Source organism: Flavisolibacter ginsenosidimutans (assembly GCF_007970805.1).
GTDB classification, from domain to species: Bacteria; Bacteroidota; Bacteroidia; order Chitinophagales; family Chitinophagaceae; genus Flavisolibacter; species Flavisolibacter ginsenosidimutans.
Window position 1 is genome coordinate 394,626 of sequence record NZ_CP042433.1, and the last position, 20,561, is coordinate 415,186.

Here is a 20,561-nt window from a genome sequence, read left to right on the forward strand (position 1 = left end):
AAGGCTGACGAATTTGCTCGTAATTCATGCCTTCAAATCCTTCATAATTCTGTCGCTCAGTGCCTTCAGTTGCAGTCCGGCTTATGTCTGTATCGCCCATTTGGTCATTCCTCAAATCCTGTGACATAAAACTGAAAGATTGTTCTGCTCTTCTTACTTAAAAAATGATACCAAAAAAACCAGCCGTTTATTTTTCAGGCGCTTACAGCTTAAAAAAAATTCTTTTGCGTTGTAACCAAGAGGGATAAGCCGTGGCTGAATTTCCACAATTAAAGCATTCCTGGCGTCGCTTTGTTTTTCCTTAACAAAAAACGTAGAAAGCTCTGCCTCCGGTCGGCTACTTTTGCAACCCAATTTGATTAGCTGATGTGCTGATTAGCTGATAAACGTTTAACGTGTTTTCAAATTGGCTAATCAGTACACCAGCTAATCAGTTAATTACTCCCATGAAGTATCAAAACGAAATACAAAAGCGCCGCACCTTCGCCATCATTTCGCACCCCGATGCGGGCAAGACAACGCTCACGGAAAAATTCCTTCTTTTCGGTGGTGCCATACAGGTGGCTGGCGCGGTAAAAAGCAACAAGATCAAGAAAGCCGCAACCTCGGACTTTATGGAGATTGAGCGGCAACGCGGCATCTCCGTAGCCACATCGGTGATGAGTTTCGAGTACGACGGAACGTTAATCAACTTGTTGGACACACCCGGCCACAAAGATTTTGCGGAAGATACCTACCGAACGCTTACCGCAGTTGACAGCGTTATTCTTGTGGTGGACAGTGTGAACGGCGTGGAAGAGCAAACACGCCGGCTAATGGAAGTTATCAGCATGCGGAAAACGCCGGTAATCGTTTTCATTAACAAGATGGACCGTGACGGAAAAAACCGTTTTGACTTGTTGGAAGAAATCGAAAAGGAATTGTCCATTTCTCTTCATCCAATGACATGGCCCATCAACCAGGGCAAAGACTTTAAAGGCGTTTACGACTTGCACAACAAAAGCCTGCGGCTGTTTACGGCGGGCTCAAAAGCGGCCGATGAAGATGCCATTTCTGTTGCCGATTTATCGGCTTCCGTTCTGGATGAAAAACTCGGCAGCCGTGATGCGCAAATTTTGCGCGAAGACGTGGAACTGATTGACGGCGTTTACGGAGAACTGGACGTGAAGACATACTTAAAAGGCAATGTAGCGCCAGTGTTTTTTGGTTCGGCCATCAACAACTTTGGTGTAAAGGAAATGCTCGACACCTTTATCCGCATTGCACCGGTGCCAAAAGACCGCGAAACAAGCAAACGCCCTGTAGCGGTAAACGAAGACAAATTCAGTGGTTTTATTTTTAAGATTCATGCTAACCTTGATCCCAAGCACCGCGACCGCATTGCCTTTCTTCGTGTGTGTTCAGGCAAGTTTGAGCGCAACAAATATTTTCACCACGTTCGTCTGGACAAGGATGTGCGGTTCTCCAATCCTTATTCATTTTTGGCCCGCGAAAAAAGCGTGGTTGATGATGCTTATCCCGGCGATGTTGTGGGTTTGTTTGATACCGGCAATTTTAAAATCGGCGACACATTAACCGAAGGCGAAGACTTTTATTTTACCGGCATTCCTACTTTTTCGCCCGAGATTTTTAAGGAAGTGGTAAACAAAGACCCGATGAAAACAAAGCAGCTTGAAAAGGGTTTACTGCAATTAACCGACGAAGGCGTGGCGCAATTGTTCACGCAATTCGGCGGCAACAAAAAAATCATTGGTTGCGTGGGCGAGCTGCAGTTTGAAGTGATTCAATACCGCTTGCTGCACGAATACGGCGCATCGGTTGTGTTCAATTCCTTGCCTTATTACAAAGCTTGCTGGATCACCAGCAACGACCCAAAAAAGCTCGAAGATTTTATTCGGTTTAAGGGCGCCAACATTGCACAGGATAAAGACGGCCATCTGGTTTATTTAGCACAAAGCGAATGGTTCTTAAACACCGAACGCACCAACAACCCCGATATTGAATTTCACTTTACGAGTGAAGTGCACAAGTAGCGAAACGCGAGACGTCAGACGTGAAACCGGAAAGCCATTTAAACTAAAGTTCACTACGGTCTCACGTTTCACGTCTGACGTCTCACCCTCCCTGATTATCTTGCACGCATGAAGCTTGACATACTCGCTATTGGCTCGCATCCCGATGACGTGGAATTGGGTTGTTCCGGTACGTTGATCGCAGAAATAAAACGCGGAAAGAAAGCCGGTATCATTGACTTAACACAAGGCGAATTGGGTACGCGGGGAACGATTGAAACCCGGTACACGGAAGCGGCCGACGCCGCAAAAATCATCGGGCTTTCGGTGCGGGAAAATTTAAAAATGCGCGACGGCTTTTTTCGCAACGACGAAGAGCACCAATTAGAAGTAGTAAAAATTCTTCGCAAGTACCAACCTGAAATTGTTATTGCCAATATTTTAGAAGACCGTCATCCCGATCATGGGCGTGGTGGCTGGCTGGTTTACGACGCCTGTTTCTTTTCGGGCCTGCGCCAGGTAAAAACAACCGGTGACGACGGACAGGAACAGGAGAGATGGCGACCGAAAATGTTGCTGCATTACATACAGGACCGTTTTTACGAACCCGATGTCATCGTTGATGTTTCGCATGTGTGGGAGCAACGTACGGAAGCCATCAAGGCCTACCGCACACAGTTCTTGCCCGATGGCAGCAGCGATCCGCAAACCTATATTTCTTCGCCGGATTTTATGGAATCGCTTACGGCAAGAGCAAGGTCTTTGGGCAAACGCATCGGCGTAAAATATGCCGAAGGTTTTGTGTCGAAAAAGAGCATTGGCATCCGGAGTTTGGATGCCCTGGTTTTGGAAGAGACATAGGCCCATTTTTGCCTGCGGAACCTATTCGTTAAAAGCTTTTTTCATTGCTTCTGTCTGCTTCATTTTCCGTATCTTGTACCCATAATTTTTATTTACGCGTTTAAATTTTGAGCACTATGATTAAAATGCAAGTAATCGGCAATCTGGGCAAAGATTGCGTCGTTAACACCGTTAACGGAAAGAACGTCATCAACTTTACGGTAGCCCATACTGAAAAGTACAAAGACAGCCAGGGCAACAATCAGGAAAAAACAACCTGGGTTGATTGCGCTTATTGGACCGACCGCACGGCCATTGCGCCTTATCTTCAAAAAGGGCAGCAGGTTTTTGTGGAAGGCGCTCCCGAAGTGCGCAGCTACACCCGCAACGACGGCACGGCTGGCGCATCGCTTTCACTACGCGTTCGTGAGGTTCAGTTGTTGGGCCGTAAAGGCGACGGCAACGAGAGCGGAACCTTCCAGCAAAGCGCACCTGCTGCACGTCCGCAAGCCGCCTCTATGCAGCCTGCGCCGGTAGATGATGTAGCAGACGATTTACCGTTCTAAATACACCTTTGTGTGAAAACAGAAATGCTCCCGCCAAAACGGGAGCATTTTTATTTGCCGTTATTTTGCTGTCATGAGGTTTTATTCTTACGATCAACTCTTCAATTTTTCCAAAAGTGTTTTTCTTTCCATTGGTTGCAGCGAAGAAGACGCAACCTTGGCCACAACGGTTCTTCTCTCCGCTGACCTGCGCGGCGTGGATTCGCACGGCATTGCACGTTTGAGCGGTTATGTAAGGTTGTGGGAAGCAAAAAGGGTAAACGCTACACCCGAAATAAAAATTCTTCACGAAACTCCGTCCACCGCAACCGTTGACGGCGACAGCGGGCTTGGTTTAGTGGTTGCGCCAAAGGCCATGCAGATTGCCATTGACAAAGCGAAGAACGTTGGCACCGGTTGGGTGAGCGTGCAAAACAGCAATCATTTCGGCATCGCCGGTTATCATGCGATGATGGCCTTGAAAGAAGACATGATCGGCATTTGCATGACCAACGCAAGTCCGCTCGTTGCGCCAACGTTTTCCATTGAACGGTTGTTGGGAACAAACCCGATTTGTGTGGCTATTCCTGCTGGACAACAACCGGCTTTCGTTGCAGATCTTGCCACGACGACTGCTGCCAACGGCAAACTTGAAATTCTGCAGCGCAAAAGCGAAGAAGCACCAATTGGTTGGATACAAAACAAAGAAGGCAAATCATCAACCGACCCGCACGAATTAAAAAGCGGTGGCGCCTTGTTACCGCTTGGTGGCGACCGGGAACACGGCAGCCACAAAGGCTATGCATTGGGTGCCGTTGTTGATATTTTCTCAGCAATATTAAGCGGCGCCAACTACGGCCCTTGGGTACCGCCTTTTCCGGCTTACGTACCCATGCCTACCAACATGCCCGGTAAAGGCATCGGTCATTTTTTTGGTGCGATGAGGATAGATGCTTTTCGCCCGGCGGAAGAATTCAAACGACACATGGACAACTGGATCGAACGCTTCCGTTCTGCTAAAACGGCCGAAGGTTTTGAAAGAGTGATCATTCCCGGCGACCCCGAACGCGAAGCGGAAGCAGAGCGAAGAGAGAAAGGCATTCCGGTTTTAGAGCCGGTTGTGGCCGATCTAAAATCGCTGGCCCAAAAATTTAATTTGAGCATGACAGTTTAGGCTACCTGAAAATGCAGCGCCTTTATCTTTGCCGCTCAAAATTCTCACGCCATCATGAAAGTCATGAAATTTGGCGGCACCTCAGTAGGCAAGCCGCACCGGATGCACGAAGTCGCAACGCTAATCACGAAAGACAACGAACGAAAGATTGTTGTGTTAAGCGCCGTATCAGGTACCACCAACAGCCTTGTTGAAATTGGTTCTTTGCTGGCCGCAAATAAAAAAGAAGAAGCCAAGCAAAAGATTGATGCTCTTCACGCACAATACAATGCCTTCATTAAGGACCTGGTGAAAACGCCGGAGGCTTTGCAAAAGGCCGAAGACGTGCTGAAAGAGCATTTTGAATTTCTCAACATCATCCTGCGCATTTCGTACAATGAAGCTTTGAACAAGGACATCCTTGCCCAGGGTGAACTGCTCTCGACAAAACTCTTCAGCATTTACCTGGGCGAAAAAGGCGAGGCTCATCAATTGCTTCCCGCACTTGATTTCATGAGCATTGACGCCAACGACGAGCCGCAGGTGGAAGCCATTCGTGAAAAGCTGAACACGGTGTTGGCGAAGTATCCTGATACAAATCTGTTCATCACGCAAGGATACATTTGCCGCAACGCAAAAGGCGAAGTGGACAACCTCAAACGTGGTGGCAGCGATTACAGCGCTTCGCTCATTGCGGCCGCGGCCAACGCTTCGGTGTGCGAAATCTGGACCGACATCAACGGCATGCACAACAACGATCCGCGCATTGTGGCCAAAACTTTTCCCATTGATCAATTGAGCTTCGACGAGGCCGCGGAACTTGCTTATTTCGGCGCAAAGATTTTGCACCCGGCTTCCATCTGGCCCGCGCAGCAATACAACATTCCGGTAAAGTTGCTGAACACGATGGAGCCTGATGCGAAGGGCACCATCATCAAAGAAGCACCGGCATCGCTGGGTGTGAAAGCTGTGGCCGCAAAAGACGGCATCATTGCAGTAAACATCAAGAGTAGCCGCATGTTGCTGGCTTACGGTTTTTTGCGCAAAGTGTTTGAGGTGTTTGAAAAATACCGCACGTCCATTGACATGATCACAACTTCTGAGGTTGCGGTTTCGGTAACCATTGACAACGACGCTTCCTTGCCCGAGATTGTAAAGGAACTGGAAACCTTCAGCACCGTAAGCATTGACAAAGGCCAAACCATTGTTTCCATCGTTGGCGCTGAAATCGCCACGCATCCCGATGCGCTGAAAAAAGTTTTTGATTCATTGAAGGAGATTGACGTACGGATGGTTTCTTACGGCGGCAGTGCGCACAACATTTCCATCCTCGTTGCTTCAGCAGATAAAACAAAAGTGTTGCAGGCATTGAACAGCGGTTTGTTTAATTTGTAAGAATCAAGCGAAAAGTTCCGGCGCGCCTTTCCTTCTTGATAGCGATAGTTAAAAACGCAATCCTGTTTGTGATTGCGTTTTTTCTTTTTGTACCAAACGGCATTGCTACTATTAAGCATTCGTTGCGTCGCACTCGTGTACGTTCAGAGCGTTATTCAACTTGTTTTTACCACTGAGGCATTTACACAAAGAGCTATGAAAAAATTCTTTGCGCTTCTCTGGGCTTAATCTGCCGGGTTAGCGAACAAAGCGTACACGAGTGCGACGCAACGAATGCCAAATGGATGTTCCGGCTCCTGGTCAATAAAAATCTCTTTCAACAAAAATCCCGGCGTTATTACGGCCGGGAGTTTGTTGCTTTTGCAAGCAATCGCGAATGGATTTGGATTCTGCCGCTTATGCGGCTATCAACACAACACATGAAATAACGATGGCAATATCTATTAAAACCGTAAGCGCAAAGGCGGGAATGGTGATTTTTGTGGGCATGGCCGCGAGGTTGGTAACGAGTGCGATGCCCATTGCCGTCATGCCGGTCATGAACAAAAAGAAATTGGGACCTGCTACAAGGCTTAACATCGCCACCAGTGGCGTTAAAATGCAGCCGTGAGCGCCGAGAATGATGCCGATCCAAAGCAGGCGGTTTTTTTCCTGGCCTTTGGCGTAGTTCATAAAACGTGTCCACAAAGAAGTTTTGACGGACGTTTCTGTATAGGTTGCGGCGATGGTGTGGCTGAGTGTCGTTTGCATTTTCGTTTCAATTTTTGTTGCACAAAGTTGACGTTCCGATGCCCGGTTTTTCCTGACACACGTAAGAAGCGAAACTGATTTTTATCAGCTTATTTCGCTTTATTTACAACCTAAACAACTGCAATGGCGAACGGACTTTTTCGCAAAAAATCGGTCACGGCAATTCTGCACGAAGCCGAACAAGGATTAACGGATGGACACGGAGGTGGTAGCGGAATGGCCAAGGTGCTGACGGTAAAAGACCTTACTTTTTTTGGCATTGCCGCGGTCATCGGCACCGGTGTGTTCACGGCCATCGGATCGGCTTGTTTTCATGGCGGGCCTGCGGTGATTTTGCTTTTTTTGATGACGGCTGTGGCTTGCGGTTTTGCGGCTTACTGTTATGCCGAATTTGCTTCCACCGTTCCGGTTTCGGGAAGCGCTTACACCTATTCTTATGTGGCCTTTGGCGAAATCTTCGCCTGGATCATTGGCTGGGATTTGCTGATGGAATATGCCATCGGCAACATTGCCGTCGCCATTTCGTGGAGTCAGTATTTTGTGCGGGTGTTGTCAGGTTTTAACATTCACGTACCGGCTTGGATGACGATGGATTACTTTACGGCGCACAACGGTTATGACGACGCCATTGCTGCGATGAAAGACGGCAAGGCCCTAACGGCGCTTGATGAAAACCTTCGCAATGCGTACAATGCCTGGGAACATGCGCCGGCGCTTGGAAGTTTGCGGGTGATTATGAACGTGCCTGCGCTTTTGATTGTGGCACTAATTACGTACGTTGTTTACATCGGCATCAAAGAATCGAAACGTGCCAACAATGTTTTCGTGATGATTAAGTTGGCCATTATTCTTGTGGTGATTGTGGCCGGTGCTTTCTTCGTAAAGTCAGCCAACTGGACGCCGTTTATGCCCAACGGTTTTGCCGGCGTGTTGAGCGGTGTGTCGGCGGTGTTCTTTGCCTACATTGGTTTTGACGCCATATCAACCACTGCGGAAGAATGTAAAAATCCGCAACGCGATTTGCCGCGTTCAATGTTTTATACCCTCATTATTTGCACGGTGCTTTATTGCATTTTGGTATTGGTGCTTACGGGCATGACCAACTATGCCAAATTTGATAACGTTGCCGATCCGCTGGCTTATGTGTTTCAAAGTCAAAACTCGAAAGTCTCAAATTGGATTGCCGGTATCGTTTCAGTGAGTGCCATTTTCGTGATTGCTTCGGTACTGTTGGTTTATCAATTAGGACAACCAAGGATCTGGATGAGCATGAGCCGCGATGGGCTGTTGCCTCCCGTGTTTTCAAAACTTCATCCGAAATACAAGACGCCTTCGTTCTCTACCATTCTTACCGGTTTGTTTGTGGCCATTCCGGCTTTGTTTTTAAACCTCGATGTGGTGATTGCTTTGACCAGCATTGGAACCTTATTTGCCTTCGTGCTCGTTTGCGGCGGTGTGTTGGTTATGCAAAGCAGGCCCAATCGTCCGCCGTCGAAATTTAAAGTGCCTTATTTGAGCGGGAAGTTTATTGTGCCGGCATTTTTTATTGCAGCGATGGTTTTAATTGTGGTGCTTGACAAAGGTTACATGAACGATAAGATTCAAACCCAGGTGGACGCTGTGCAGAAGAACAAGCTGTCGGTCATCAATCTTTCTGATTATGCGGTGGATAATGTAACGGTGAATTATAAAGTTGGTAGCAGCACGGCTTCTCAACAATTTACAAACATTCCGGCCGGCGATACGGTAACAGCGCAAATTGCCGGCGCTGATTCAGTTGGTGCAGCGGTTGTTGTGCCGTCGTCTATTTCTTCCAAAGCCTTTCAATCCGAAACACCAGGCCTGCGCTATTTCAAATCTTTGTTTCGGCCCGAAGGCATACCGATGCTTGTCTTCTGGCTGGTTGTTCTCATCATCACTTATCTTTCTTTCACCAAAAACCTTTCGCTTATTCCGGTGCTTGGCCTCATCAGTTGCTTTTACCTGATGGCGCAGGAAAGCCACACCAACTGGTACCGGTTTTTGATTTGGTTGGTGATTGGCTTGTGCATCTATTTCACCTACGGGTATAAAAACAGCCGCCTGGTGAAGGCAAATGTGGACAATCGGCAATAAGCAATCGGCAACGCTGTTTCAAAATCGTTTATTAAATCGCAGGTTCAATCCTGCTAATCCTTCTGTAATCCCGGTAATCTGCGGTTATTTTTGCGCCATGAAATACGAGATCGGTGACAAGATAATTGTGCTGCATTCCAACGAAGAGGGCGAGGTGATTGACATCATCAACGACAAAATGGTGATGATTCAGGTACGCGGCGTAAAGTTCCCGGCTTACATGGACCAGATTGACTTTCCGTACTTCAAACGCTTCACCGAAAAAAAACTTTTTCCGGCTGAGCCGAAGAAGAAATACGTGGACGAAATAAAGAAAGAGAAAACCCCGCCGAAGCCGCTCGATAAAAAAGTTTCCGACGGCGTTTGGCTTTCGTTTCTACCCAAATTTATAAGCGATGAATTTGGCGACGATGTGGTGACGGAATTAAAAGTTCACTTGGTTAACCGCACCGAAACGGCGTTTAATTTTTTGTACTCCCTGCAATTTTTTGGCAAGCCCGAGTTTGATTTGCGTGCGGAGATAACGCCTTTCTCAGATTTTTATCTGCACGATGTGGACTTTGAAGACATGAACGACAGTCCGCTTTTTGCCTTTGAGTTTTCCTTGCTCAAGCCCGACAAGAACAAAGCCGATTATTACGAAGCAACCGTGAAGCTAAAGCCCAAGCAACTCTTTGACAGAATTGAACAATTAAAGCAGAAAGGTGAGGCCACGTTCACCTATAAATTGTTTGATAATTACCCACCAAAACCGTATGACGAATACGTGGAAACGCCTGTAACAAAAGGCGCAAAGGTTTACAGCCTCAAGGATATTCGCCAGCATATACAACCCGCACGGACCGTTGTTGATTTGCACATAGAAAAACTAAGCGATGACTGGAAGCATTTGAGCAACGGCGAAATACTGAACATTCAATTGAAAGAATTTGAAAAGTGGTACGAGCTTGCGCTGGCGCACCGGCAACCGCAGTTAATTATTATTCACGGCGTGGGCAGCGGCAAGCTGCGCGACGAGATACACGAACTGTTGCGAACAAGAAGAGAAGTAAAATCCTTCATCAATCAATACCATCCTTCTTTTGGTTACGGCGCAACAGAGATTTATTTTAAGAATTGATTACTGCACAGTGACGTTTACGCCGCACGACTGGCCGCCAAGAGGATGCGGTCCGACAATTTGCGGCACAAGGTAAAAGGTGCCAGCCGCAAGCGGTGTTCCGCTGCCGTACAGGGTAATGTATTGCGAACCAATAGTGGTAAATGTTCCAGTGTGCGAAAACATTATTCCGTTTACTTTTTTTGTTTGTACGGTGTAGTTGCCAACGTTAGCCACATAGACGCTGATAGAAACCTGGTTTGCGGCTGTGAGTGCGGTTTGTGCCTTATAGGTTCCCCCAACTGTGCCAATACACGAAGCCTGGCTATTGCCGCCTGATTCCAAAACATAGGTTGCTACGGGTTCGCTGTTTTGTACCGGAATATCAAAGGAGCACTGCGATGAATCAACTTGCGGCGTGAAGGAAAACAAGCCGGGGTTGTCGGGCTGTCCCGCACCTTGTAAAACAACGGTTTGGTTTCCGGTACTTGTAAAGTCTCCGGAGGCCGAAAAGCTCACGCCGTTGATTGTATCGGTTTTAAGGTTATAACTCCCGGGCGATGTAACGTTAACCGTAATTGTCACTGTATGTATATTGGTTAAATGCGTGCCGGCAGTGTATGTACCTTTTATGACGGGATTTGAACAATCGTTCGGGCTTCCGGCCAACGTGTATTTTGCAACCGATGGAAGCACCACAACAATTGAATCCGGTTGCCTTCCGCCTTCGTAACTGTACTCCCGGCTGCAACTGTTTAAAAACAACAGCAAGCTTGGAATGACGATCAAAACCACAAGAAATAAATACGCGTTTTTCATTCTTTACCGGTAAATAACAAATGTTATCTTACCTAAATTTAAAACTTTCAGTTGCACTTATCGAAATTCTAAAAAGCACACCATCCTGGTCTTGCTTGCAAATTTGCAGGTTACCTTTGCCGCACTGCAAGCCGCGTCATCGTGTCCGCAATGCGGGCAAGGAAAGTCCGGACAGCACAGAGCAACGCACCACCTAACGGGTGGGTGTTCATCTTAGGATGAACAACAGACAGTGCCACAGAAAATAACCGCTCCGGTTAAACGGGGCAAGGGTGAAAACGCGGTGTAAGAGACCGCGAACTTTTTTGGCAACAAAACAGTTGGGTAAACCTTGCGTGCTGAAATGCCAAATATGTTCCGCTTTACCGGCTGCTCGCCGGTGCTCCGCAAAACGGACGGCGGAACGGGTAGGCAGATAGAGGCCGGCAGAAATGCCGGTCCCAGATAAATGATGGCGCTTCAACAGCGATTGTTGAAGAACAAAATCCGGCTTACAGGCTTGCAGTTTTTTTCACCGCAGAGAACAAGAGGAGCAGAGACTGTCGCGGAGAAATATCTTTCTCCCCGCAGCCTTTGTGTACTTTCTTTTCTGCGGTTAAAAAATATGGCCTAGATACCCTCCTGATTCCATTAACCACGCGATGCCCACATGCACTAAAAAGCCGCCAAAAATGGTTCGGGTATTGTAGGCTACAACGCCCAAAATCAACCCGCCGAAATAAGACGAAATGCATTCGCCCAATGGTTTGCCAAAATGAATGGTACAATAAAAAATTGCCATGGGCAAAACAGCTTCTTTGCCCACCCATTTGGCAAAGGCCAGTACCAAAAAGCCGCGAAAGAAAAGTTCGATGGAGAAGAAATCGGTGCCGTAAGAAAGTTCGTAAAGAAGTTTGTAGAAACCACGGTTTGGCTGCAAAAGGTATTCGATGCTTTGAAAGCGCGGATACATGCGCAGAAAATCTTTCTGTGTAGAAGCAAGTGCAATCAAGGGGATCATCAACAGCAACATAATGACGTAAGGCCTGGGCTGAAAACCTTTCAGTGTTACACCGTAAAAAGGCTGGCCTTTGTCAAATACGCGGTACACGATGTGTAACATTGCAACGATCACCACTACTTTGAAGGGCCAGTACACAACGGCGTTCCAATATTCATCGGCAAACAAGTCGGTAGCAAAATCATATTGAATGTGCGCCGACATCTTCCAGGCAAAAATGGCCGGTGCAACGAGCAGCAACGCCAGGAATTTTTTGTTGCGAAAAATGCGCGACTTCAGAAAAAGGACTTGCAAAAAATAACCGTAACCAAAGGCGAGGAGAAACAAAGAATACCAGGCAGCAAATTGTGCGGGTTCGTCAAGGCGGGTGATTTTTTTATTCAGATTGAAACGGTAATTGACAAAAACAACAAGAGCGGTAAAGAGTGTGGCTAACAGAAAAAGCGGCTTGTTGAGCGACTTCAGGTAATCACGCAAATACCCAACGATTTTTTTCATGCACGAAAGCTTGTAAGTACGTTGCCAAACCACTCCGTGCGGTTCCATCGGAACAAAGACCGGCACTAAACCACACTGTCGTTTATTTTTGAAGCGAAGAACGTTCTTTCACCTTTTACCGCAATCAGCAATGACGAAAATTATTCCCGCTATCATCGTTTCCTGTTTCCTGCTTTCCTGCACCGCACAAAAAAAAGCTTCTACGAAAAGCATGAATGGCTTAAAGTTTATCGGCGAATATTTGCTTCCCGATAAAACAGATTTTAAAAACACAAGAGTGGGAGGCTTGTCGAGCATTGATTACAATCCCGGCGAGAAACTTTATTATTTCATCAGCGATGACCGTTCAGACTTCGCACCGGCCCGTTATTATACGGCCAGAATTTTTCTTTCTGCGAAAGGCATTGACAGTTTGCGTTTTGCCGACGTTGTTTTTTTGCGGCAAATGAACGGCTCTGTCTATCCGAACAAAAACGGCGATTCGCTGCACGTGCCTGACCCCGAAGGCTTGCGCATCAACCATAAAACCGGCGAACTTGTGTGGACGAACGAAGGCGAACGTATTGTAAAAAAGGGCTACGCTATTTTGCAAAATCCATCCATCAACATTATGCGAAAAGACGGTCAGTTACTTGATACCTTTTCCTTACCGCCAAACATGCACGTAACCGCAACGGAAAGTGGTCCGCGCCGAAACGGAACCTTTGAAGGACTGGCTTTTGCGGACGGCTTCGAAACGCTTTATGTAAGTGTGGAAGAACCGCTTTATGAAGACGGCCCGCGTGCCGGAGTGCATGATTCAACGGCCTGGATTCGTTTCATCAAATACAACGTACAGACAAAAAAAGCACTGGCGCAATATGCTTACCTTCTTGACCCTGTTGTAAAAGAGCCAATCCCAAAAGGCTCGTTTGAAATTAACGGCGTACCGGACATACTTGCGGTAAACGATCACCAGTTGCTGGTAACCGAACGTTCGTTTTCAAACGGCTATCTTACCTGTAACGTCCGGGTTTTTCTGGTTGATACAAGCGATGGCGAAGACGTATCAAACGTAATCTCCTTAAGCGCTTCTGCACCAAAAAAATTTTTACAAAAGCGATTGTTGTTGAACATGGATAAGCTCGGCATCAACATCTACAACATTGAAGGCGCAACCTTTGGTCCGCAGTTACCCAACGGAAAGCAAAGCCTCCTGTTTGTGGCCGACGATAATTTTTCGGGAAAAGAAAAAACGCAGCTACTATTGTTTGAAGTGGAGTAGGGAAAGGCCGCCGTACGTGCTGCGCCGGTAGTCTGACTTCGGGCTTCTGACTTTTTTTAACCTTGCTTAACCAATCATCTTCTTATTTTGTCTGCAAATCATCAAACATGAAAAAATTCTTATTAATGGCGACGTTGTTTGCCGCAGTAGCTACCACATCTGCTTCAGCGCAGGGCGGTGGCGGCATGACGCCTGAGCAAAGAGCCGAGCGCATGAAACAAATGAAAACCGAGCTGATAGCCAAAGCAAAAATCAGCGACGCGGAAGCCGATAAGGTGATGCAAATTCAGCAGGAGTCACGCCAAGGCATGCGTGGACTACGCGACCTGTCGCAAGAAGATCGTCAAAAGAAAATGGACGAAATAAAAGCCGAGAACGACAAGAAATTTAAAGCCATCCCTCTTACCGACGACCAGGTAAAAGCAGTGGATGCCTTTTATGAAGAGCAAATGAAAAGAATGATGGACCGCATGAAAGGAAACGGCGGTCAGGGCGGTAACGGAAATCAATAAGCAATTTGCAATAGGCAATTTTCAATTATCTATGCTTGCCTGTTGCTCATTGCCTGTTGCCCATTGTTTTGTCATCTCTTCCTATTTTTGAAACCCCGTTTACAAGCACGGGGTTTTTTTATGGCCGAAGATTTAACCATCGTACAGGGAACCAAAGAAGAACAATACGAAGCATTGCTTCCGCAGATAAAAGGCTTGCTGCAAGGTGAGCCTGATTTGATTGCCAACCTTGCAAACGTAGCTGCAGCGCTTAAAGAACAGTTTGGCTGGCTTTGGGTGGGTTTTTATCTGGTAAAAGGAGAAGACTTGGTTCTGGGCCCGTTTCAGGGGCCGGTAGCTTGTACCCGCATTAAAAAGGGACGGGGTGTGTGCGGAACGAGTTGGGCAAAAGGAGAAACACTCATCGTTGCGGACGTGGAAAACTTTCCCGGACACATTGCCTGCAGCAGCTTGTCGCGTTCCGAGATTGTGCTGCCGCTGAAAAAGGAAAACGAAGTGGCCGGTGTGCTTGATGTGGACAGCATTGAACTTTCAACCTTCGACCAGACCGATCAGCATTACCTCGAAGAGATCATAAAACTTATTTCTTTTAACACTTAATTTTTTAAGTGAAGGAAAGAGTTTTATACTGCCTGTCATTGCCAACTATTACTTCAGGTTCTTGATTAGAAATGCTTGACGAAATCACGCAACTTGCAAGCGGGCACAAGCAAAGGCTATTTAATAGAACGAAATAAAATTGGCCGATGAAAATTTTGCAGCTACCTTTTGGTAGCTTTCATTTTTTAAAAAACGGCACAGTATTTCGAGGCCATTTTACCATGGAACCACGGAACCAAAAAGAAAACTCTTCGTCACAACAGGGACATCACGAATATCCGCTTAAGCAGGAGATCAGCCCTGCACAGCAGAAGCTGAACGAAGCCGCGCATACCGAAGCGGAAAAGGATATAGAAGATGACGTCGAATTATCGGCACACAGTCCAAATGACGATTTGGACGAAGGCGAATCAGCACGCCTTGGTGAAGACGTTCCAATTTAAACAAACCATAATCTTAACCAACAAACCAAACGTTTTATGCAACAGTTTCAGGGCAGACCCGTGTCGCGGGACAGAAGGGAAGACGACAGAAGTCAACGTGTTTCTTTTGACGGACAAGGCGCTTATCGCGAACGAAGGTTAAGCGGCGAACCAGCGAAGTACAATACCCGTTCGGAGCAGCGCCGCATCAGTTGGGAAAACGATTTGTACGAAAGACAAAGCATGTAATATGGATGGCAAAGAATACGACGCTCAGCGATCATCCGCTGACCGTGACAGGCAAAGCGAAGAATTGGCGAAGGAAGTACCGCCCGAACAATCGGATGATTTGTTTACCGACAGAGGGGCTATAAATGTAAGCTCGCCAAAAGACGATGAAGACGGGCAGAACAAAGTGGCGACTTCATTAGACGATAACTGAATTACGAATGTCTGAACCAGGATTGGGGTGGATTTGAAAGATTGGTAAGAAATCAAAAGCTTTATAACATAAGAGTCGTTCAGCAATGAACGACTCTTATGTTTCCTGATTAATCCTTCTAATCCGGAAAATCCTAGTTCTGCATTGCTTTTTGAAAAACCGGATCGTACAAATTATACACTTCGTAAAAGCCTTCGTTCCGCCATTTCAAGCGGGCCAGGTAAGCTTCAATTCTTTCCTCAATGTCCTTTTTGTCCGTTTGCGGAACGGCCGACAAATAAATGCTGTCTTTCAGGGCATACGCCTCAAGCTGTTTCCAGGCATCGCTGGCGTTTTGAAATTTCTGCGCAAACTCCGCCGGGCTTTTGTATTGTTGAAACTCCTGCAGGTGCGAGATGTAGTATTGATAAATGAAAGCGTTAAAACGTCCGTCTAAATAAAGCCTTGTTACGGCATGAGTGAACAGGCTTGTATCAACGGGAACGTAAATGTTGGGTGTAATGCCACCGCCGCCGTAAACGATTTTTCCGCCGCTTGTTTTAAACGTTTTTTCCGTTGACAAATGATGCACAGAATCAGGATTGATGATTTCGCCGTGCTCGTAGCGGTCGCGGATTTCGTCCATGTAAATTTTCTTTCCCTTGTCGTACGGCCGTTGAATGCTGCGGCCCGATGGCGTGTAATAACGAGCCACCGTTAAGCGCAAGGCCGAGCCATCGCTAAGGCCAAATTGCTCCTGCACCAAACCCTTTCCAAAGGTTCTGCGTCCAATGATTGTTGCCCGGTCCCAATCCTGCAAAGCACCGGCTAAAATTTCGCTGGCGCTTGCCGTTAGTTCATCCACAAGCACCACCAGTTTTCCTTTTTCAAATACACCGTCCTTCGATGCACGGTATTCTTTTTTCTCAATGTTGCTTCCTTGCGTATAAACAATGAGCTTGTTGCTGTCCAAAAATTCGTCGGCAATGTTTACGGCTTGTTGCACATAACCGCCACCGTTGCCGCGCAAATCAAGAATCAGTTTTTGCATACCGGCCTTCTTCAGTATCTCCATGCCTTCCATAAACTCTTTGTAGGTAGTTTCGGAAAACTTGTTAAGCTTAAGATAGCCGGTTGTTGCATCCACCATATAGCTCGCGTCCAATGCCGGTAAAGGAATGCGGCCGCGGGTCACGTTTACCGTTTGCAAAGCCGTGCCCCGTACAATTTTCAACTGCACGTTACTGCCGGATTTTCCCCGAATTAACCTGCGAATGTTTTGAATGGGAAGTGTTTTGCTGACGATAGAAGAATCGTTCACGGCAACAATTTTATCGCCGATTTGAAGGCCTGCTTTTTCGCTTGGCCCATCCGGAATTACGTAGATAACGTTCACCGTGTCTTTAAAAAGATTGAACTCAATGCCGATGCCTTCAAAGTTGCCTTGCAATTCTTCGGCGGCTTCCTGCACACCCGAAGCCGGGATGTAAACCGAATGCGGATCGAGGTGATCCATCACCGCGTTGATGGCATCTTCCCGCAGCGAATCCATTTGCACCGAATCCACGTACCGGGTTTTAATCAGGTCCATTGCTTCCTGAAGCGTGGACGTTTTATTGCCCGCAAAAAAATCCTTCGCACCGGTTTGCTGATGCAGCTTAAAGCCAAAGAACATCCCCGAGATCATTACCACGGCCAACAACAGCGGAAGCCATACCTGCAATTTTTTATTCTTCATCGTTGCCTTTACTTTGTACAAATTTTTTGCAAAATAGGCGGGAATCGGGAAAAATTGCAGCACCGCTCCTTAATTCAACAAGACTTTAAGCGCAAAAAGAATGTCGTCCATTTTAATTGCCGATAGCGGCGCCACAAAAGCAGAATGGTGTTTATTAACGAAAGAAGAGAAGAAAACAATTCTTACACCGGGCCTTAGCCCTTACTTTTTAACCACCGATGCTATTGCCGGCCTGGTTCGGCAGGAGGTTGCTCCACATGTCGAAAACGCTGGCGTACAAGCCGTTTATTTTTACGGTACCGGCTGCGCCAATCCAGATAATGTAAAGAGTGTGAAGAAGGCGCTGCGCAGTGTGTTTGCAGATGCCGAAGTAGAAGTCTCCACCGATCTGATGGCCGCTGCAAGGGCTTTGTGCGGACACGAAAAAGGCATTGCCTGTATTTTGGGAACGGGTTCCAACTCCTGTTACTACAACGGCAAATCAATTGTCAAAAACAGTCCGGGCCTTGGCTATGTTTTGGGCGACGAAGGCAGCGGCGCTTACCTCGGCAAAAAAGTAATTCAACACTATTTGTACGATACGTTTGACGAAGACCTCCGTGCCCGCTTCGACGCAAAGTTTGTTACCACGCCGGTAGAGATTTTGGACAACGTTTACAAAAAGCCTCTGCCCAACCGTTACCTTGCGTCCTTCGCTATGTTCCTTGCAGAGAACCGCGGGCATTACATGATTGAAAACATCATTGAAGACGGGCTGAATGATTTTTTCTTTCAGCACCTTAACAAATACAACGAAGTGTGGAAGTACCCCGTCAATTTTGTGGGCAGCGTGGCCGATGGATTTAAAGACGTGTTGCAAAGCTTGTGTGCGTCTTATGAATTTGAGTTGGGAAGAATTTTTAAGAACCCGATGCAGGGATTGACGGAGTATCACACGGAATTAAGAATGAAGAATTAAGGGTTTGGAGAAATTGTTTAGGGTAGAATAAGACTGAACGGCAAACGAGGCGCCGCAGGCGTTGAACCTTGGTAGAAAAGCGGCGTGAATTTTTCATCGGCTCCGGAGGAGCCGTACAAACAGCAAATGGAGTCATTTATAAAAATAACCGAACAACCGAGTAAGTATCGCCATTTAGAAAAAATGTCCGTTGGTGAGATTTTGGAGAACATCAACAACGAAGACAAAACCGTTCCTGCTGCTATTGAAAAAGTGCTGCCCGATATTGAAAACCTCGTAAACGTTGTGAGCGACAAAATGCTTTCCGGCGGACGTTTGTTTTACATCGGCGCAGGTACCAGCGGACGATTGGCCGTAGTGGACGCAAGCGAATGTCCGCCCACGTACGGCGTGCCTTACGGTTTGGTGGTCGCCGTTATTGCCGGCGGTGACGAAGCCATCACCAAGGCCGTTGAAAATGCAGAGGATGATTTTATGCAGGGCTGGAAAGATTTGGAAACACACAACATTAGCGACAAAGACGTCGTTATCGGCATTGCCGCAAGCGGCACTACACCTTACGTAATTGGCGCCTTGGAAGAAGCAAAAAAACGTGACATCGTTACCGGCAGCATTACCAACAATCCGGGTTCGCCGCTTTCACAAATTGCCGATTATCCAATCGCAGTGGAGGTAGGCCCTGAGTTTGTTACCGGTAGCACAAGAATGAAAAGTGGAACCTCGCAAAAGCTCATCCTGAACATGATTTCCACCACGGCTATGATTCAATTGGGAAGGGTAGAAGACAACAAGATGGTGAACATGCAACTGACCAACGAAAAGCTGGTTGACCGTGGCACAAAAATGATAATGGATAAAATTGGAATAGCCGATTACGACGAAGCGAAAGAACTGTTGTTGATGCACGGCAGTGTCAAAAAAGCGATAGATTCAATCGGCTAATCAGCTAATCGGCACCATGCACGACATCGAACCATATTATAACTGGCGGCACATTTACGTGAGCGAGGAAGACCAGCGGTCGCCGTTTTACAACCGGCAGTACTCTGAGTTTGAGTTTACGGCAACTGTTTACAATTATTATATCCATCCGCAATGGGATGACTTTGGAAGCCGGACTCTTTATTTGAAAGTGTTGCAAGCCGATTATGAAGAAAAATATGTCGTGATTGAATTGATTGGCGAGTGGAACGACGCCATTGAAAACGACATCATGGAACTAAAGCGGGAGGTGATGGACAAGTTTATGGAAGAAGGCATTTTCAAGTTCATTCTCATTACCGAAAACGTTCTGAATTTTCACAGCGGCGACAAAGATTATTACCAGGAATGGTACGAGGAAGTGAGCGACGAAAGCGGCTGGATCGTAAGCCTGAACATGCCCGATGCCACGCAACACGATTTTAAAAAAGCAAAGCTCAATTATTACGTTGAGCTCATGAACATTGAAAACTGGCGCATCTACAATCCCTTCCACCTTTTTAAAAAAATTGACGACGAACTGAATCGCCGCCTGGCCATCTAGCTGAAATTATGTTGCATTTTTTATTTCCGTGACAGGCCATTTTTTATACTCTTTTTCTGACTTGCGGCCTCCTGTATTTCTCTCCTGGTTTCCTTTTTTCATTTTCTTTCACATTTTCTTTATCCGCACTTACATTTGCCGCACATAAATTTTTTTGCACGGCTTATGAAATGGTCCCACTTCTTTACGTCGGCGGTTGGTAGAAAAATAGTGATGGCCCTGACGGGCATTTTCCTGATAACTTTTTTGATTGTGCACGTGGGGCTGAACGCCTGCATTTTTGCCGATTGGGTAGATACATCCGATAACGGCGAGATGTTCAACAAGGCGGCGCATTTCATGGGTTCCACCATCGTTACCCGCATTCTTGAAATCGTTTTGTTCCTTGGTTTTATCGTTCACATCGTTCAAGGTTATGCGGTGGAAGCAAAGAACCGTGCACGCCGCGGACAAGGCTATCAGGTTTCCTTGGGCAACCGTGGCAGCACCTGGATGAGCCGCAGCATGGCCCTTCTGGGAACGCTGATTTTTCTTTATCTCATCATGCACGTTGCACAGTTTTGGGTTCCTTCGCGCATTACAAAAACACTGGAAGAAGTAAGCTACGACGGTGGCCGTACGCAAATGCACAATTTGTTTTTGCGCATGTACGAGGTATTTCAGCAGCCGGTAGTGGTAGTGCTGTATCTGGTGGGTGTTTTGGCACTGGGTTTCCATCTTTGGCACGGCTTCACCAGTTCGTTCCGCAGCATTGGCGTGCACAACAAAAAATATTTGAGCCTGTTAAAAGGATTGGGATACGGCTTTACGGTTATCGTGTGCATCATGTTTGCGCTAATGCCGATTAGCATGTACCTGAATTGGGTAAATCCGAGTTAGTGAGCGGTGAGTTGTG

21 protein-coding genes and 1 other RNA gene are annotated in these 20,561 nt (G+C 46.8%); 18 read left to right on the plus strand and 4 right to left on the minus strand.

Annotated elements, in window-relative coordinates; genetic code table 11:
* The first annotated feature begins 446 nt into the window (after nucleotides 1–446).
* From FSB75_RS01470 to FSB75_RS01490, 5 genes are all read left to right on the plus strand, one after another.
* Nucleotides 447–2,033, plus strand: coding sequence for a peptide chain release factor 3 (locus tag FSB75_RS01470; protein WP_146781709.1), 1,587 nt, complete (start codon nucleotides 447–449; stop codon nucleotides 2,031–2,033).
* A 108-nt stretch (nucleotides 2,034–2,141) separates the two neighbouring features.
* The gene (bshB1, locus tag FSB75_RS01475) at nucleotides 2,142–2,873 is read left to right on the plus strand and encodes a bacillithiol biosynthesis deacetylase BshB1 (RefSeq protein WP_146781711.1); all 732 of its coding nucleotides are present in this window, start codon (nucleotides 2,142–2,144) and stop codon (nucleotides 2,871–2,873) included.
* Between the two features lie 116 nt (nucleotides 2,874–2,989).
* Complete coding sequence (locus FSB75_RS01480; RefSeq protein WP_146781713.1) at nucleotides 2,990–3,418, plus strand: single-stranded DNA-binding protein; 429 nt, start codon at nucleotides 2,990–2,992, stop codon at nucleotides 3,416–3,418.
* Nucleotides 3,419–3,491: 73 nt separating this feature from the next.
* Nucleotides 3,492–4,571: an Ldh family oxidoreductase gene (locus FSB75_RS01485; protein ID WP_146781715.1), complete on the plus strand. Its 1,080-nt coding sequence runs from the start codon at nucleotides 3,492–3,494 to the stop codon at nucleotides 4,569–4,571.
* A gap of 54 nt (nucleotides 4,572–4,625) precedes the next feature.
* The gene (locus FSB75_RS01490) at nucleotides 4,626–5,945 is read left to right on the plus strand and encodes an aspartate kinase (RefSeq protein ID WP_146781717.1); all 1,320 of its coding nucleotides are present in this window, start codon (nucleotides 4,626–4,628) and stop codon (nucleotides 5,943–5,945) included.
* 396 nt (nucleotides 5,946–6,341) lie between these two features.
* Here FSB75_RS01490 and FSB75_RS01495 read toward each other — a convergent pair whose 3' ends face one another.
* The gene (locus FSB75_RS01495) at nucleotides 6,342–6,695 is read right to left on the minus strand and encodes a hypothetical protein (protein ID WP_146781719.1); all 354 of its coding nucleotides are present in this window, start codon (nucleotides 6,693–6,695) and stop codon (nucleotides 6,342–6,344) included.
* 123 nt (nucleotides 6,696–6,818) lie between these two features.
* Here FSB75_RS01495 and FSB75_RS01500 point away from each other — a divergent pair, with 123 nt between their 5' ends.
* Both FSB75_RS01500 and FSB75_RS01505 read left to right on the plus strand, forming a co-directional pair.
* Nucleotides 6,819–8,810 carry an amino acid permease gene (locus FSB75_RS01500; RefSeq protein ID WP_146781721.1) on the plus strand — a complete coding sequence of 664 codons (1,992 nt, stop codon included), beginning with the start codon at nucleotides 6,819–6,821 and terminating at the stop codon, nucleotides 8,808–8,810.
* Nucleotides 8,811–8,907: 97 nt separating this feature from the next.
* Nucleotides 8,908–9,930 carry a Smr/MutS family protein gene (locus FSB75_RS01505; protein WP_146781723.1) on the plus strand — a complete coding sequence of 341 codons (1,023 nt, stop codon included), beginning with the start codon at nucleotides 8,908–8,910 and terminating at the stop codon, nucleotides 9,928–9,930.
* Here FSB75_RS01505 and FSB75_RS01510 read toward each other — a convergent pair whose 3' ends face one another.
* Entirely contained in the window at nucleotides 9,931–10,728 is a 798-nt protein-coding gene (locus FSB75_RS01510; RefSeq protein WP_146781725.1) for a hypothetical protein, read from the minus strand.
* 123 nt (nucleotides 10,729–10,851) lie between these two features.
* Here FSB75_RS01510 and rnpB point away from each other — a divergent pair.
* An RNA gene (gene rnpB / locus FSB75_RS01515) (RNase P RNA component class A) lies at nucleotides 10,852–11,238 on the plus strand.
* Between the two features lie 85 nt (nucleotides 11,239–11,323).
* Here the strand turns inward: rnpB and FSB75_RS01520 are convergent.
* Complete coding sequence (locus FSB75_RS01520; protein ID WP_146781727.1) at nucleotides 11,324–12,226, minus strand: CPBP family intramembrane glutamic endopeptidase; 903 nt, start codon at nucleotides 12,224–12,226, stop codon at nucleotides 11,324–11,326.
* Between the two features lie 130 nt (nucleotides 12,227–12,356).
* On the opposite strand from FSB75_RS01520, the gene FSB75_RS01525 reads away from it, so the two are divergent.
* The 6 genes from FSB75_RS01525 (at nucleotide 12,357) to FSB75_RS01550 (ending at nucleotide 15,466) form a co-directional block, all read left to right on the plus strand.
* On the plus strand, nucleotides 12,357–13,490 hold the full coding sequence (locus FSB75_RS01525; protein ID WP_146781729.1) for an esterase-like activity of phytase family protein: 1,134 nt from the start codon (nucleotides 12,357–12,359) through the stop codon (nucleotides 13,488–13,490).
* 107 nt (nucleotides 13,491–13,597) lie between these two features.
* Nucleotides 13,598–14,002, plus strand: coding sequence for a hypothetical protein (locus FSB75_RS01530; protein ID WP_146781731.1), 405 nt, complete (start codon nucleotides 13,598–13,600; stop codon nucleotides 14,000–14,002).
* A 120-nt stretch (nucleotides 14,003–14,122) separates the two neighbouring features.
* A complete protein-coding gene (locus tag FSB75_RS01535) occupies nucleotides 14,123–14,602 on the plus strand; it encodes a GAF domain-containing protein (RefSeq protein ID WP_146781733.1) in 480 nt (159 codons plus the stop codon).
* Between the two features lie 146 nt (nucleotides 14,603–14,748).
* Entirely contained in the window at nucleotides 14,749–15,045 is a 297-nt protein-coding gene (locus FSB75_RS01540; RefSeq protein WP_146781735.1) for a hypothetical protein, read from the plus strand.
* A gap of 36 nt (nucleotides 15,046–15,081) precedes the next feature.
* Nucleotides 15,082–15,273: a hypothetical protein gene (locus FSB75_RS01545; RefSeq protein WP_146781737.1), complete on the plus strand. Its 192-nt coding sequence runs from the start codon at nucleotides 15,082–15,084 to the stop codon at nucleotides 15,271–15,273.
* A gap of 1 nt (nucleotide 15,274) precedes the next feature.
* Entirely contained in the window at nucleotides 15,275–15,466 is a 192-nt protein-coding gene (locus FSB75_RS01550; RefSeq protein ID WP_146781739.1) for a hypothetical protein, read from the plus strand.
* A 133-nt stretch (nucleotides 15,467–15,599) separates the two neighbouring features.
* Here FSB75_RS01550 and FSB75_RS01555 read toward each other — a convergent pair whose 3' ends face one another.
* Nucleotides 15,600–17,183, minus strand: coding sequence for a S41 family peptidase (locus tag FSB75_RS01555; RefSeq protein WP_146781741.1), 1,584 nt, complete (start codon nucleotides 17,181–17,183; stop codon nucleotides 15,600–15,602).
* 100 nt (nucleotides 17,184–17,283) lie between these two features.
* Between FSB75_RS01555 and FSB75_RS01560 the strand changes: the two genes are divergently transcribed.
* From FSB75_RS01560 to FSB75_RS01575, 4 genes are all read left to right on the plus strand, one after another.
* Entirely contained in the window at nucleotides 17,284–18,141 is an 858-nt protein-coding gene (locus FSB75_RS01560; protein WP_146781743.1) for an N-acetylglucosamine kinase, read from the plus strand.
* A 126-nt stretch (nucleotides 18,142–18,267) separates the two neighbouring features.
* Entirely contained in the window at nucleotides 18,268–19,083 is an 816-nt protein-coding gene (murQ, locus tag FSB75_RS01565; RefSeq protein WP_146781745.1) for an N-acetylmuramic acid 6-phosphate etherase, read from the plus strand.
* A 16-nt stretch (nucleotides 19,084–19,099) separates the two neighbouring features.
* Complete coding sequence (locus tag FSB75_RS01570) at nucleotides 19,100–19,666, plus strand: hypothetical protein (RefSeq protein ID WP_146781747.1); 567 nt, start codon at nucleotides 19,100–19,102, stop codon at nucleotides 19,664–19,666.
* Between the two features lie 165 nt (nucleotides 19,667–19,831).
* Entirely contained in the window at nucleotides 19,832–20,545 is a 714-nt protein-coding gene (locus tag FSB75_RS01575; protein WP_146781749.1) for a succinate dehydrogenase cytochrome b subunit, read from the plus strand.
* Nucleotides 20,546–20,561: the final 16 nt, after the last annotated feature.

Excerpts from the sequence above, each read along its gene's own strand:
- FSB75_RS01575 (WP_146781749.1), top strand. The coding sequence starts at position 19,832 with ATGAAATGGTCCCACTTCTTTACGTCGGCGGTTGGTAGAAAAATAGTG.
- FSB75_RS01530 (WP_146781731.1), top strand. The coding sequence starts at position 13,598 with ATGAAAAAATTCTTATTAATGGCGACGTTGTTTGCCGCAGTAGCTACC.
- FSB75_RS01545 (WP_146781737.1), top strand. The coding sequence starts at position 15,082 with ATGCAACAGTTTCAGGGCAGACCCGTGTCGCGGGACAGAAGGGAAGAC.
- FSB75_RS01525 (WP_146781729.1), top strand. The coding sequence starts at position 12,357 with ATGACGAAAATTATTCCCGCTATCATCGTTTCCTGTTTCCTGCTTTCC.
- FSB75_RS01505 (WP_146781723.1), top strand. The coding sequence starts at position 8,908 with ATGAAATACGAGATCGGTGACAAGATAATTGTGCTGCATTCCAACGAA.
- FSB75_RS01510 (WP_146781725.1), bottom strand. The coding sequence starts at position 10,728 with ATGAAAAACGCGTATTTATTTCTTGTGGTTTTGATCGTCATTCCAAGC.
- FSB75_RS01560 (WP_146781743.1), top strand. The coding sequence starts at position 17,284 with ATGTCGTCCATTTTAATTGCCGATAGCGGCGCCACAAAAGCAGAATGG.
- FSB75_RS01540 (WP_146781735.1), top strand. The coding sequence starts at position 14,749 with ATGAAAATTTTGCAGCTACCTTTTGGTAGCTTTCATTTTTTAAAAAAC.
- FSB75_RS01500 (WP_146781721.1), top strand. The coding sequence starts at position 6,819 with ATGGCGAACGGACTTTTTCGCAAAAAATCGGTCACGGCAATTCTGCAC.
- FSB75_RS01570 (WP_146781747.1), top strand. The coding sequence starts at position 19,100 with ATGCACGACATCGAACCATATTATAACTGGCGGCACATTTACGTGAGC.
- FSB75_RS01550 (WP_146781739.1), top strand. The coding sequence starts at position 15,275 with ATGGATGGCAAAGAATACGACGCTCAGCGATCATCCGCTGACCGTGAC.
- murQ (WP_146781745.1), top strand. The coding sequence starts at position 18,268 with ATGGAGTCATTTATAAAAATAACCGAACAACCGAGTAAGTATCGCCAT.
- bshB1 (WP_146781711.1), top strand. The coding sequence starts at position 2,142 with ATGAAGCTTGACATACTCGCTATTGGCTCGCATCCCGATGACGTGGAA.
- FSB75_RS01480 (WP_146781713.1), top strand. The coding sequence starts at position 2,990 with ATGATTAAAATGCAAGTAATCGGCAATCTGGGCAAAGATTGCGTCGTT.
- FSB75_RS01520 (WP_146781727.1), bottom strand. The coding sequence starts at position 12,226 with ATGAAAAAAATCGTTGGGTATTTGCGTGATTACCTGAAGTCGCTCAAC.
- FSB75_RS01485 (WP_146781715.1), top strand. The coding sequence starts at position 3,492 with ATGAGGTTTTATTCTTACGATCAACTCTTCAATTTTTCCAAAAGTGTT.
- FSB75_RS01470 (WP_146781709.1), top strand. The coding sequence starts at position 447 with ATGAAGTATCAAAACGAAATACAAAAGCGCCGCACCTTCGCCATCATT.
- FSB75_RS01490 (WP_146781717.1), top strand. The coding sequence starts at position 4,626 with ATGAAAGTCATGAAATTTGGCGGCACCTCAGTAGGCAAGCCGCACCGG.
- FSB75_RS01535 (WP_146781733.1), top strand. The coding sequence starts at position 14,123 with ATGGCCGAAGATTTAACCATCGTACAGGGAACCAAAGAAGAACAATAC.
- FSB75_RS01555 (WP_146781741.1), bottom strand. The coding sequence starts at position 17,183 with ATGAAGAATAAAAAATTGCAGGTATGGCTTCCGCTGTTGTTGGCCGTG.
- FSB75_RS01495 (WP_146781719.1), bottom strand. The coding sequence starts at position 6,695 with ATGCAAACGACACTCAGCCACACCATCGCCGCAACCTATACAGAAACG.